Source organism: Loigolactobacillus rennini DSM 20253 (assembly GCF_001436505.1).
Lineage (GTDB): Bacteria > Bacillota > Bacilli > Lactobacillales > Lactobacillaceae > Loigolactobacillus > Loigolactobacillus rennini.
Genome location: NZ_AYYI01000038.1, coordinates 62,826 through 76,356 on the forward strand (window position 1 = coordinate 62,826; position 13,531 = coordinate 76,356).

The following is a 13,531-nucleotide window of genomic DNA, read 5'->3' on the forward strand; positions in this document are numbered from 1 at the left end:
GTTTGAATTGAATTTTTTATTAAAATAAGGCAATAAAAAACCGCAAGCCCGTATAAACGGTCTACGAACTTCCGGCACTAAAACTTTATTTCAGATACTTTTGCCAATCTTTAACTGCCATAAAATGTGCCCGTTTAAATTGATCTTTCATATCAAACGGCACTGTACCATCAATGACCAGTTTAGATGACATCCCACGAAAACGAATTGATTTAGGATCATATTGCGGCCGTTCAGATGGGTCTAAGGGATGATTTCGCATTCCAGGCAAGACCATTAAGTCTTGATCAGCTTGGAAGCGTGTATTCATTGTCCAGATAACGTCATTCATGTCGAAAATATCCACATCTTCATCCACTAAGATAACTGTTTTCAGCTCTTTAAATGCGGAAAAGGCTAGTAAAGCGGCCTGTCTTTGAATCCCTTCATCAGCTTCGTTTTCTTTATGAATTTGCATAATGGTCATTAATTTACCGCCACCAGCTGGGGGATTATAAACATTCAACACCTTACCTGGAATGGCCCGGTTAACTAACTGTAAAATGCTGGCTTCAGTCGGAATACCGGCCATGCTGACGTGTTCTTCACTAGGGCCAATGACAGATTGCATAATTGGATTGTCCTTGCGATGAGTGACAGCAGTGACTTTAATCACTTGTAAAGCTGGGTTAGCATCACCATCATAACCAGGAAATTCTGGCATTGCTTTACCTGTATGCGTATTAATATCTTCCTGAATTCGCTGGTTTGGCATAATGTAGCCTTCTAATGTGTACTCAGAACGTGCAATTGCTTTTTCATCAACTGTTACACCTTTTACTAAATCAACAGGTTGTTGTCGAATCGCACCAGCCACGCCCAATTCGTTATAGCCAATTGGTGTTGTTGGCGGTTCAAAAGTTGCGCCAATGGTAATTGCTGGGTCTAAACCAATACTGACAGTAATCGGCATTGGTTTATTCGCCTTTTCATATTCAGCAGCAAATGCACCGATATGCCGGCCACCAGGCATAATGTAAATGCCAATTTTATCCTTACTTTCTAAAACCATCCGGTGAATGGTCACATCACTTTTAGTCTTTGCCATGTTAGAACCTAAAACGACGCCAACTGTAACGTAAGGGCCAGCATCTTCTGGTGTATTCGTCGGTGCCGCCACTAATTTACGAATATCAAAATCACTGTCTGTCGCATGGTGAACAACTTCATGGGCCGGTGCTTCAGCCTCACTAACCGTCTGGGGCCAAATTGGATTAGAAACTGAATCGTTTAAAAACTTGCCTAAAGTTTGATAATCATGGTGAAACATTGCGCCAACTCGCTTGCGACTAGCCATTAGACCCATCAACACACGAGTTTGCGAGAAACCTTTGACGTGATTAAACATCATTGCCGGGCCTTCTTGCGTTGGCCGTTCAACCGTCCCACCAGCACCAATGTAGCGATAAACGCCAGATAGTTCCGCATTCGGATCAATTTCAACATCTGTCTCATGATATTGGCCAGGGAGTTGCTTTAGCTCTGCTAATACTTTTCTTAAATCATATTTATCAGTCATAACCGTATTTCCTTTCCAACTGATTAACTATGATTTCAGTATAGAAAGCTATAAACAAAGCTTCAAATCGCATTTAGCTCGTTGTTATGCCTAAATGGAATGAAGTAAATTGTGTTTTATACAATGACATACTTTTTTAATATCAGATTATCAATTGCCTCAATAACATAAATTAAGCTTAGTAATAACCGTTTAATTTAAAGTAATGTGAAATGATTTTTATAATAACTAATCTGATCTGCCTGTTGCATCTCGCCTAATGTCGTTGATAACGCGGAGCGCTCAACACCTAGAAAATCTGCCATTTCCTGTCGATTATAAGGAATCAATAAGGATTTACTTTTTTGCTTTTGTTGTTCCAATTGCAAATAAGTAAGTACTTTATCCGCAATTCGTCGTTGTGATAAAATTTCAACTTTTTGATTAAGTAACAAATTTTTTTGTGCAAAAATTTGTAATAAATTAACTATCAGTTGCTGTTGGGCCGTTAACGGTGTTAGTTTAAACAAATTTTCAGGACGGAAAAATAAAATCTTAGTAGTAGTAATTGTATCAACTGCAACCGATAGTGAATGATGCTTTGTACAAGCATAAGCTTCACCAAAAATATCGGATACACCAACTTTTGCTAGAATTGTCCGGTTTCCTTTTGCATTCTCCTTAACAATTTGAACTTGCCCAGCGCAAACCAGGCCAAAACTAGGTACTGTTGCCCCAACTTGCCAAACCCGTGTGTTAGCAGTAAATGTTTTTAAAGTTGGTTTTATGGCAGCTAATAATGCTGGTAGTTGGTGGCGTTTAATCTGGTTAAATAATTTTGCTTGTAAAATCACTGAATAAAATTGTTGCATCTTTTCTCCTTTTCGTTGGAATTCCAACAGCTTTGCAGTTATAAAAACGCTATCATTTTAATATAAACATAAAATATGGAAGGTGAACACAGTGGCAGTTAAAGAAAAAATGTTCTGTTTCCAATGTGAACAAACCATGCGTGGCATTGCGTGTGAACAAATGGGAGTTTGTGGTAAAACTGCTGATACAGCTAACCTACAAGACGATCTAGTGGGTGCTTTAATTGGCTTAGCAAAAGTCCTACCACCTGGTAATATTAGCAGCCCATTGGCACGGCTAGTTCTTGATGGCTTATTTGTCACTTTGACCAACGTCAATTTTGATGATCCTGCCATTCAAATGGTTGTTGAACAAGTAAGGGCCGCGGCAACCGATGTCGAAATCTATGATATGCAAAAAATTTGGCACGCAGAAAATGAAGATATCCGTTCCTTGAAAACTTTAATTCTCTTAGGACTTAAAGGAATGGCAGCATATGCGCATCAGGCAGCTGTCTTAGGTTATGTTGACACCGCTGTTAATAATTTTTTCTTAGAAGCTTTACAGGCCGTTGGCAACGATCAAGCTGAGCAATCGGATTTACTAGCCCTAACTATGAAAACTGGGCACGTTAACTTTACAGCTATGCAGCTATTAGATCAAGCCAATACAGAGGTCTATGGGAAACCGGAGCCAACTGAAGTTTCTTTAACGATTGAAACAGGACCTTTTATTGTTATTTCAGGACACGATCTTTATGACTTAAAACAATTACTGGAACAAACAGCAGGTAAAGGCATCAATGTTTATACCCACGGCGAAATGTTGCCAGCGCACGGTTATCCAGAATTAAAGGCCTATTCACAACTAAAAGGCAACTTTGGTACCGCATGGCAAAACCAACAAAAAGAATTTAAAAACATGCCGGCACCGGTTCTTTTCACTACTAACTGTATCATGCCAGTACGTAAAAGCTATCGTGACCGAGTTTATACAACCTCAGTTGTTGGTTATCCCGAAATGATTCACATTGGCGCTGATAAAGACTTTACACCATTAATTAATCAAGCCTTAGCACTCGGGGGCTATAGTGAGCCTCAGCCATTAACGGGTATTAATGGTGGCCATACTGTTACGACTGGCTTTGGCCATGACTTCGTATTATCCCAAGCTGACACAGTGATTAAAGCAGTTAAAAACGGTGATTTACAGCATATCATTTTAGTTGGTGGCTGTGATGGCGCTCGCGTTGGCAGAAATTATTATACAGAGTTTGTAGAAGCGGCACCAGAAAATACATTAATATTAACTTGTGCCTGTGGCAAATTCCGCTTTAACGACTTAAATCTTGGCACCGTTGCCGGGTTACCGCGAATGATGGATATGGGTCAATGCAATGACTCTTATTCAGCTATCAAAGTAGCCTTGGCATTGGCAGACGCGTTGAATTGTGAGGTTAATGATTTACCGCTCACTTTAGTCCTATCTTGGTACGAACAAAAAGCGGTTAGCATTCTACTAACCTTATTAGCTTTAGGCATTAAAAACATTCGCCTAGGACCAAGTCTGCCAGCTTTCATTTCACCAAATATCCTTGATTACTTACAGGAAAACTTCGCACTGGCACCGATCACTACTGCTAAAGCTGATTTAGCACGAATATTAACACCACAAGTATAAACCGATAAGGCTAAAGGGACTAAGACCTAATCCAGATACTAATAGAAAACAGGAAGAAGATTCTCAAAAATAAAAAATCTTCTTCCTGTTTTTTATGAAATCTATTCTTAATAACTGAATTTTAAGAACCTGTGTCTAAAACACATATTAACACTCGCTATAAGAACTTGACAGGGTATCATTAAACATCGAATTTATAGTTATAATCTAACGCCAGTATAAATTTGGCGTAGCAATCATAACCTCTGCAGATCCCATAAACTGAACTGTTTCATGCGGTAACAGCATAACACTTTGCCCTTGATTAATATTCATATTGTTGTAACTTAATTGTCCAGACAATACTGTAATTGCACAAGCAATAGTTGCATTATTAAAGTATTTAGCATTGTTAAAATACTGATGATTCAAACTATATGCTCGTTCAGTTAAGCTTTGAGAATTCTTTAAGCACCTCTTTTTAGGTGAATTTTCTATTATTAAATTAGTGCAAGCATCTTTAAGATTCAATTGCCTTTTTTCTCCATTTAGATCGTTACGATTATAATCAAAAAAACGATAGGTAATATTAGTTGCTTGTTGCACTTCATACACTAATGCCCCTTTTTTAATTGCATGGATAGTTCCTGCAGGGACATAAAAATAATCTCCAATTTTTACTTTAATTCTATCAATAAATTTTAAAGTATTCCGACTAATTCTTTCCTTATCTAGAGTATTTTGAAATTCTTTTTTTATACCAGCAAGAAAGTATCCGCACGTAGACGAATTTATAATATACCACGATTCATCTTTGCCATATAGATATCCCTTTTTCCTAGCAAACTTGGTTGTTGGATGTACTTGTACACTTAAGTCTTCATCCGCCCCTAAAATATCAATGATAAGGGGATATTCTTCACCTGGTTGCAGCCCTAAATAACTTGGCTTTATTAATGTTAGATCCTGTAAAGTACTTTTTACGCCGCTATCCGTATCAAAAGTTAAACAATTAATTCCTGAAAGACCAGATACTGTATAAACCGATCCACTGCAATTAGAGGTACTGCCATATGTCTTTAAGCGTGGTGTTCCCCAAATACGATTTTTAAATATGGGTTGTAAAAATAACATTTTCTTCTCCTAAAAAAGACCAATTAAGCAACCAATCGTAACAATAACCGTCAATATTAAAATGACTTTAGTTGCAGAATATTGTTTAGATGATACTAGCCACCAGCCAAATAAAACAATAATTAGTGGTAGCAACCCTGGGAATATACCATTCAATACGGATTCTAAAGGTTTTGTTTTACCACCTAACGGCACTTTAGCAATAGTTTTTAGTACAATTGTATTCGCAGCGAGCGCACCAACCACCATAACACCTAAAATATTAAATGCATCTGTAATTCTTTTAGAATTTTCACCAACTATAATATCAATTGCATTAACACCCAAACGATAACCACTGTGAAATGCAATATATGAAATCATTGGACCTAAAATACCATAAGTAACAATATAAAATATTGGCCCTAATGGACTTCCACCAGATGCTAAACTCATAGCAATCGATAAAAGAATAGGAACAACAATACCTTGAATAATTGAGTCTCCAATACCAGCTAATGGTCCCATAAGCGTTGCTTTAATATTAACTGGCATTTCTTCTGAGACATTATTTCCCAATGCTATTTGCTCCTCAAGCGATGCAACAATGCCATTAATTAATTGGCCAGTTTGTGGTTCTGTATTATAGAACATTGAATGTCGCTTTAATAGTCTACGCTTTTTTTCAGGTTCATCATGATAATATTTTCTTGCAAAAGGGATGTAAGAATAAGCCCAGGCATGTGCTTGAATTTTTTCATAACTCATAGAACTTAAGTGAGTAAATCCCCATCGATACCAAATTTGGTTTAATTCGTGCTTAGTCAGTGGCTTCTTCGGGCTTGATGTATCTCTATTCATCATTACTTTACCTCCAATCAAAATAAATCGTCATCCTCATATTCATCTTTTGTATCAGTACTACCTGTTCCTCCTTGAGATGATTCATTCTTTTGATAGTCAGTTCCATTTGAATGAGCTGAAGCATAATAATATAGATAAGCTACTAATGCGGCAAGAAAAACGATTGCAATCATGCTCAATTTAGCAAATGATAGTAACACAAAACCTGCCATAAAGAAAATCAAGTGTGCTTTATTCTTAATTACAATACTCATTAGTAAAGCGATACCTAATGCAGGTAAAACACCACCTAACACTTGAATAATATGAGTGACTTCTTGTGGGATACTGTGAATTAACCAATTTACCAATCCTTTTCCAAAATAAATAGCGAGGAATACTGGCACCGCCCGTAAAATAAAAGTTGTAATTTGTGGATAAATTAAATGGTTTAAAACAATTCCATGATCATTATTTTCATTAGCTGCCTTATCTGCTCTGTTATTCCAAAAAGAATAAAGTGCCATTCTACCATTATAAAAGATAAGTCCAAAGGTTTGCCCAATTAAAATAGCCAAAGTTAATGCTATTGCTGGATTTTTAGTTGTAGCCATAGCTAAACCAATACCACCATAAGCTGCATAAGTAATTTCACTATTAGTTGCACCGCCCGTTGACAAATTTGCAATAAACACGGCTTGAACAGCAAGTCCACAAAGAATACCTGCTTTAATATCGCCAAAAAATATACCAATTAGAAATCCGGCAATCAGTGGACGACCAACGATGTAAAAACCACCAGACATACCAAACAACCATGGCGTCTCAATGGCACCTAAATAGCAAAAAATTCCAGTCAATAATGCGGGAAATAGCAAGTCTGTATTCAAATCATCTACCCCCATTTCAGCTAAGCTAATGCATCGTATTTAGATTTCATACTAGGCCAATGACGAATTTCATCATCTGGTAACAATTGAAACTGTATATCAATACCGTGATTGTTAATATTCTCAAATGCATCATAATCATTTTGATCGATTGCAACAGTCCTACCCAGTATCTTTGCCCCCTCTCTTGTATTCATTGGACCAACATTCAAAACAGATCCAAAATTGACTCCCGAACTAATCAGTTTCGAAAACGTCTGCGGAGAATCACTTATTAAAAAGAATTTCTTTTTAGAATCTATACCCTTTTGAATTTTATTTGGAGCTTCATCAAGTGTATAAATACCAATCTTTAAGTTATTTGCAGCTGCTTTCAAAACTTTTCTTCTTAAACTGTCATGTGCAATATTATCACCAACAACTAAAATGCCGTCCACTGGATAAGCCTTAGTCCAACGTGTCATTGTTTGTCCGTGAATCACTCTATCATCTACGCGTACAACTGAAATACTCATTGGTTTAACCTCCATTTTTAAAATTCAATATCATTTTTAAAATTAGATTCATCAATTGCTACTTCAACACCGTTTTTACCACTTGTTTTTGCCAATTCGCACGCATCTTGAAGATGTTCTAATTGATCGAGTTTAGTACCTACCTCTAGTAACATCGGTAAGTTAAGGCCACTTACCAATCTAATGTATCCAGGTGACTGCAGATAATATTGCAATACTTCATTATATGGTGTGCCACCTTTTACATCAGCTAAAGCCAAAACAGAATCATTATTCCGAAAATATTTTTTCAATTTTTCTCTAAAGGAGCCAACACCATCAGACAATAATTCGATGCATGTCATTGACTGATTATCGCCAGCAATCATTCGATAACTAGTGATTAGTCCACTTGCTAGGTGTCCATGTGAAATTAAAAGTAGTTTCATACATATCCTCCCAATCAAAATGAATCATTCTTCATTGTGGTTACTAGGTTTATATTACATTACATATACTAATTTATTTAATAGAATATGTCAATACTTATATATAATTATTCCGCTTTTTTAATTGTTATAACCGATAAATAGGCAATTTGACAAAAATAATTTTTACGTTTATATTTAATATGTAATTACTTATTAAGGAGATGCCTGCTATGCAAAATTATACGCTAGATGATTTTTGTCGTATGATCGACCACACTAATTTAAAAGCTTCTGCTTCTAAATCTGACATTGAAAAGCTTTGTCAAGAAGCAAAAACTTATCACTTTAAAATGGTTGCAATTAATCAAATACAGTCTAAGCTTTGTGCACGTGAGCTCGCTGGTACCGATATTGACGTTGGCGCAGCGATTAGTTTTCCACTAGGACAAACAACAATTGAATCCAAAATTTTTGATACAGAAGATGCCATTAAAAACGGTGCGAATGAAATTGACTACGTAGTTAACCTCACCGAATTAAAAAACGGTAATACAGCTTACATTAAAGATGAGATGACACAAATGGTCGCTACTTGTCATCAACATCACGTACCATGCAAAGTTATTTTTGAAAATTGTTATTTAACAAAACAAGAAATCAAAACCTTAGCTATAATTGCTCGTGAAGTAAAACCCGACTTCATTAAAACATCTACTGGTTTTGGCAGTAGTGGTGCTACTGTTGAAGATGTTCGTTTGATGAAAGAAACGGTAGGTGATACGGTTAAAGTCAAAGCTGCTGGTGGCATTCGTAATAGTGACACTTTTTTGGCTATGATAGAAGCCGGCGCTGATAGGATCGGATGTAGTGCGGGTATTACCATCATTCAAGCCATCAAAAAAAGGATGATAACCGATCAAGTTGAGCAAATTAAAATTAACCGTCCCTATGCCAAAGTAAAACAATAATAGTTCAAATAACTGTTCATAATTGTAAATAAAGGCAATTTTTGACTGTACGCAGCTAACAATCTGAAATTAAATAACCCGTTATTCTTTATTTTTAGTACAAATTCACTTTATAATAACTAACTATATTTTAACCAGTCATTTTTGTTGCATCTGCTTTAATTTGTTATAATATGTTAAAACATATGAAGAGGTGCCATTGATGCCTACTAAAATACCAAAACACGAGCAAATATCCAAAGACCTTTTTAAAAAAATAAAGGATGGAACCTATCCACCAAAATCCTTAATCCCAAGAGAAATTGACTTAATGAATTATTATCAAGTCAGTCGTCCAACAATTAGACAAGCCATTCAAACCCTTGTCGATCGTGGATTATTAGAAAAAAGAAAGCGCCGTGGGACAATTGTCAAGCAAGCAAAAATAGCCCAACAATTTACACAAATCATTGAAGGCTATGACAAAGAAATGAGCGGAAAGGGACTTATTCCTACAACTAAAGTTCTTTTCTTCCAAAGAGAACCTGCTAATGATGAAGTTGCTACTGGCTTACATTTATCAATCGACGATCCAGTTTTTAAGTTAATACGTTTACGCTATGCTGATTTTCAACCAGTAGTACTAATTACAAGTTATATTCCTAAAAAAATTGTACCTAATTTAATACAGGAAGACTTTTCAAAAGTTTCTTTATACAGTACCTTAGAAAAAAATCATGCAAGTGTGCAACATGTGAAAAGACGTTTAGAAGTGCTCAAAGCCAATGAGACAACAGCTGATTTATTAAACATTGCACAAGGTGAACCGATTTTTTATTTCCATACGCAAGGATTAACACGGGACAATATTCCTGTTGAATATTCAGTTGCAAAATATCGTGGCGATCTAAATTATTTTGAAATGGATTTACAGCGTTAACCAATACAATAAAAGAAATATTAAAAAGCAGTGGTAAAGATATCTTTACCACTGCTTTTACATCATTAATCAGTCAAATTATTCCAATAGCTAAGTTCTCATATCAACAAGCTTAACGTTATTAACTCAATCATATGTTTTTCTCTATTTTAATTATCAAAGTAACAGCATAAGTAAAATACGTTATGGCTTAACTGACTGCAACCCACTACTTTTCTGCTTTCTTTTTTAATTGCTCTTTCATCCAACGTTGCGAATACCCATAAAATCGGGATAGTTCTTTCAAATTATTGCCAGTATATTCTTCACGAATTAGCTTACTAACCGCTTGACGGTCATATAATCGCATTGGATATTGTACTTGAGTTCCACGAAACTCGTCATAAACTTTTTGCATCGCTTCCACACCAATTAACTCGCTTAAACGTTTATACGACTGGTGTAATGCTGCTATTTTAACCTTACTATCAGACAAAGTCCCACCTCCCAAATAATAGCCTAGCAAAAAGGGAGTGCTTGGAAAAACACGTCGGACATCATCAGAATCACCAATCGATTCATGGTTTAATGAAATTATAATTTCAAGTAACGATGAATGGTTCGTTGCGTTAGGCTATACATCTGCGATAAATCATGGATGGTAATTCCAGCTGCATGATCGGCTTTAATTGCGCGAATTGTTCCAGAACGCGACAGTAAATGCATGGGGAACGTAATGGTTGTCCCCCGGTACTGTTCAAAAAACTGCTGTGCTACTTGTCTGCCAAATAACTCACTGATTTCTTGGTAAATTGGCTGCCAATTATTTAAATTATCCATAAATCATCATCCTCCCACAAATTACCAACTTGATGACTAATCCGTTGTCCAAAATGATTAATCATCGTTGCATACACCCTAGATTATACTGGTAAACACCCTATACTGCTGAATAGACTGCCTTTAAACGGCACAACAAATAACCTGCAGCTGAATGAGGCTTATCAACTGCAGGTTATTGCCTTTATTTAAAACAGCCCCGCCAAAATCACTTATGGCGTGCTGATCGCATTTAATTTTAGCTAACTTCTGTAAAATTATATTGTGCTTCATCATCTTTTAAGTCGATCCGCAAATTATAATCATTTAAAATCCAATCATCATTATAAGGAATATAAAAAGTAATGCCTGCAACTTTAGCTTTAAAATGCGCATCGTCACTAGCACCAATTGAAATACCCAAATAATAACCTGGAAAAACTGTTGGGATACCACTATAAATTTTAGTAAAAATCCGTAAATGATCCCCGGACTTTAGCCCTAACTCATCAATGTACCAATTTGCGGCTGCGTGACTCACTGAAAACTTCATCAACCGTCCCTCCTTAAGGCAACGCAATCATTAGCTCCCGGCTTTGTCAATAAGCGACCTGTTTATTTAAACACGATCCAAATTAGAAGCCGTGGTGCATATAATCAATATACCAGAAATCGGTTACATTTTACCATTAAAAAACTTGTAAATCATATTTTTTGCATGACTACTTGTCTCACACAAAATCATTTTAAAATCAGTGGGGCTAATCATGTTGGTCAAGCCATGTTTTAAGCTGTTTCAAATATTGTGCTCGTTCATCAACAAATGGCATGTGGCGACTATGTGCAAATAAGGTCCACTTAGCTTGAGGCAATTGATCATGCATAGTTTTTGCAACTAGTGGTGTACATAAATCATCAGTGCCACTAGTAATCCAAGTCGGCTGCATAATATTTTTTAATTTCATCGTATAATTATAATCACGCAACGTTCCAGTGGGCGAATATTCATTGGGCCCCCAAGCAGTTAAATAACTTTGCGTTCCCGTTTGCTTGGGCCGCCGTAATGGCTCTGGTGAATCAGGTGTTGGAACTGAGGCCGCATGTTGCGTCATATAACGCTGATTAGCTGCTTGATAAGCTTCCGCCGTATAATCATTATTTTTTTCTGCCATAGCAATCGCTGCTTGATCTTTTGGTGCCATTAATTTGATCATCCGATGTTGTTCCTGTGCCCATAGCTTGGCATCAGGTAATGTACTTGAAAGTACCAAGCTTTTAATGCCAGACGGTTGGTAGTCACATAGATAAATTAGCGCTAACATGCCACCCCAAGATTGCCCCATTAAGTGAATCTGTTTCAAATTAAGGTAGTTACGCAGCGCAATCAATTCTTTAACCCAAGTTTCTTGACGCCACAAGGCTGGCTGATTTGGCATTGAAGAATGCCCACAGCCTAATTGGTCATACATAATCAATTGCCGACCATCAGTCGCTAAATCATCTAACAATTCAAAATAATTATGTGTTGATCCCGGACCACCATGAAGTAAAACTAATGGCGCCTTAGTTCCATCAGCTTGCCCGACAATGCGGTAATAAGTGCGGTACTCCCCAAAAGGCATGTAACCTTCTTTAACTGCCATGTTATCTCCTCCTTTAAATTATCTTATACCGTTAATGCTATCATTTTCACAAGTAAAAGAAAAAGATGATCCAGTTTAATATCAAAATAGCGGATAAGCCCGTGACGGCGTTATCCGCTATTTCTTCAAGGCTGCTATTTCAGACTTTTTTTACTGCAACAGTTTGTGTCTGTGTTTGAAAAGGATTGGGAATTAAATTAACGATGATTAACGAAACTAAATACATTACCCCTAAGGCAAAAAGCGCACTGGAGAAACCTTTCAAATCAATTAAATAACCGATTAGTATCGGTGATAAACCGCCAATTGCCCGCCCGGTATTAAAAATAACATTATTGGCAAAGCTACGAATTTCTGTCGGATAAAAACTACTGATCAATGCCCCATAACCTGCATGCATGCCATTAGTGAAAAAGCCAACCACTGCACCAACCACTAACATGGAAAGCGCATTGGACACAAAAGTATATAACAAGACAGCGATTATTGAAAAGATTAAAAAGCAAGAAAAAGTCACTTTGGGCCCTAAATAATCCAATAACTTACCGAAACAAAACATACCTAAAGACATCCCCACAATGATAGAGATCATCCACACGGAAGACTGCGAAACTGATAAATTTAAACGCCGCTCAAATACGGTAGGCAGCCAATTCATTAAGCCAAAATAGCCAGCGACTTGAATCGCCGCCATCATGGTTAAACCAAGCGTAAGCCCAAATTTTTTAGGCGTATTGATCAGTGCAGTAATCGGTGTAACAGATTTTTGCTGGATTTTGGATCGTTGGTGTACTTTTTGCCATGCTTGTGTTTCAGGTAAATGTCTGCGGACAAAATAAGCGAGAATCACCGGAATAAATCCAAAAATAAAAATCGCCCGCCAGCCAGCTCTGGGTAAAATCAACGCTGCAATAATTGCAGCCAACAATGTTCCTAATTGTCCACCAATCGTCACCCAAGCTGACATACGACCACGCTTATAAAGCGGAAAAGATTCTGCAACTAATGCCATGCCAATACCATATTCACCACCAGCACCTAAACCAACGGCAAAACGCAACCAATAAATTGTCATCATATTCTGAGCAAACACCGTGAATAAAGTTGCCAGCGCAAAAATAATAATCGTATAGGTGAAAGTTTTAATTCGCCCATATCGATCAGCTAAGTAGCCAAATATGACGCCGCCAGCTAACATACCTAAATTTGTAATTGCTGGCAACATTCCACCTACAGCTGCAGAAAGGTGAAATTCACTAATAATCGAACTTAAAGCAAACGACAATAACATGACATCCATGCTTTCTAGCGCTAAACCTAACATTGAAGATGCCAAAATCTTTTTTTGATAAGCATGCATTGTCATTCAATTTCCCCCCAATCG

The 13,531-nt window shown here is 36.9% G+C and carries 15 protein-coding genes; 3 read left to right on the forward strand and 12 right to left on the reverse strand.

What is annotated here, in order from left to right:
• Positions 1-85 precede the first annotated feature (85 nt).
• On the reverse strand, positions 86-1,558 hold the full coding sequence (locus FC24_RS06220; protein ID WP_057874027.1) for a UbiD family decarboxylase: 1,473 nt from the start codon (positions 1,556-1,558) through the stop codon (positions 86-88).
• A 197-nt stretch (positions 1,559-1,755) separates the two neighbouring features.
• On the reverse strand, positions 1,756-2,409 hold the full coding sequence (locus FC24_RS06225) for a Crp/Fnr family transcriptional regulator (protein WP_057874028.1): 654 nt from the start codon (positions 2,407-2,409) through the stop codon (positions 1,756-1,758).
• 91 nt (positions 2,410-2,500) lie between these two features.
• Here FC24_RS06225 and hcp point away from each other — a divergent pair, with 91 nt between their 5' ends.
• Positions 2,501-4,069 carry a hydroxylamine reductase gene (hcp, locus tag FC24_RS06230; protein ID WP_235807331.1) on the forward strand — a complete coding sequence of 523 codons (1,569 nt, stop codon included), beginning with the start codon at positions 2,501-2,503 and terminating at the stop codon, positions 4,067-4,069.
• A 207-nt stretch (positions 4,070-4,276) separates the two neighbouring features.
• On the opposite strand, the gene FC24_RS06235 is transcribed toward hcp, so the two are convergent.
• The 5 genes from FC24_RS06235 to FC24_RS06255 are packed head-to-tail and all read right to left on the reverse strand — an operon-like array spanning position 4,277 to position 7,837.
• Positions 4,277-5,182: a class I mannose-6-phosphate isomerase gene (locus tag FC24_RS06235; protein ID WP_057874029.1), complete on the reverse strand. Its 906-nt coding sequence runs from the start codon at positions 5,180-5,182 to the stop codon at positions 4,277-4,279.
• Positions 5,183-5,191: 9 nt separating this feature from the next.
• Positions 5,192-6,022 (reverse strand): PTS system mannose/fructose/sorbose family transporter subunit IID, encoded by an 831-nt coding sequence (locus FC24_RS06240; RefSeq protein WP_057874069.1) that lies wholly within the window; start codon positions 6,020-6,022, stop codon positions 5,192-5,194.
• Between the two features lie 17 nt (positions 6,023-6,039).
• Complete coding sequence (locus tag FC24_RS06245; protein WP_057874030.1) at positions 6,040-6,894, reverse strand: PTS mannose/fructose/sorbose/N-acetylgalactosamine transporter subunit IIC; 855 nt, start codon at positions 6,892-6,894, stop codon at positions 6,040-6,042.
• Between the two features lie 20 nt (positions 6,895-6,914).
• Positions 6,915-7,409: a PTS sugar transporter subunit IIB gene (locus tag FC24_RS06250; RefSeq protein ID WP_057874031.1), complete on the reverse strand. Its 495-nt coding sequence runs from the start codon at positions 7,407-7,409 to the stop codon at positions 6,915-6,917.
• A 17-nt stretch (positions 7,410-7,426) separates the two neighbouring features.
• Positions 7,427-7,837, reverse strand: a complete 411-nt coding sequence (locus FC24_RS06255) for a PTS sugar transporter subunit IIA (protein WP_057874032.1) — start codon at positions 7,835-7,837, stop codon at positions 7,427-7,429.
• Positions 7,838-8,049: 212 nt separating this feature from the next.
• Here FC24_RS06255 and deoC point away from each other — a divergent pair, with 212 nt between their 5' ends.
• A complete protein-coding gene (gene deoC, locus FC24_RS06260; protein WP_057874033.1) occupies positions 8,050-8,787 on the forward strand; it encodes a deoxyribose-phosphate aldolase in 738 nt (245 codons plus the stop codon).
• Positions 8,788-8,989: 202 nt separating this feature from the next.
• Positions 8,990-9,706, forward strand: coding sequence for a GntR family transcriptional regulator (locus FC24_RS06265; RefSeq protein WP_057874034.1), 717 nt, complete (start codon positions 8,990-8,992; stop codon positions 9,704-9,706).
• Between the two features lie 208 nt (positions 9,707-9,914).
• Here the strand turns inward: FC24_RS06265 and FC24_RS06270 are convergent, their stop codons facing one another.
• The 5 genes from FC24_RS06270 to FC24_RS06290 all read right to left on the reverse strand — a co-directional run bounded on the left by FC24_RS06270 (position 9,915) and on the right by FC24_RS06290 (position 13,513).
• Complete coding sequence (locus FC24_RS06270) at positions 9,915-10,181, reverse strand: Mor transcription activator family protein (protein ID WP_057874035.1); 267 nt, start codon at positions 10,179-10,181, stop codon at positions 9,915-9,917.
• 98 nt (positions 10,182-10,279) lie between these two features.
• A complete protein-coding gene (locus tag FC24_RS06275) occupies positions 10,280-10,525 on the reverse strand; it encodes a hypothetical protein (protein WP_057874036.1) in 246 nt (81 codons plus the stop codon).
• 238 nt (positions 10,526-10,763) lie between these two features.
• Positions 10,764-11,057: a HesB/YadR/YfhF family protein gene (locus FC24_RS06280; RefSeq protein ID WP_057874037.1), complete on the reverse strand. Its 294-nt coding sequence runs from the start codon at positions 11,055-11,057 to the stop codon at positions 10,764-10,766.
• A 208-nt stretch (positions 11,058-11,265) separates the two neighbouring features.
• Positions 11,266-12,147: a proline iminopeptidase gene (gene pepI, locus FC24_RS06285; protein WP_057874038.1), complete on the reverse strand. Its 882-nt coding sequence runs from the start codon at positions 12,145-12,147 to the stop codon at positions 11,266-11,268.
• Between the two features lie 139 nt (positions 12,148-12,286).
• The gene (locus FC24_RS06290) at positions 12,287-13,513 is read right to left on the reverse strand and encodes an MFS transporter (RefSeq protein ID WP_157059091.1); all 1,227 of its coding nucleotides are present in this window, start codon (positions 13,511-13,513) and stop codon (positions 12,287-12,289) included.
• Between the last annotated feature and the right edge of the window lie 18 nt (positions 13,514-13,531).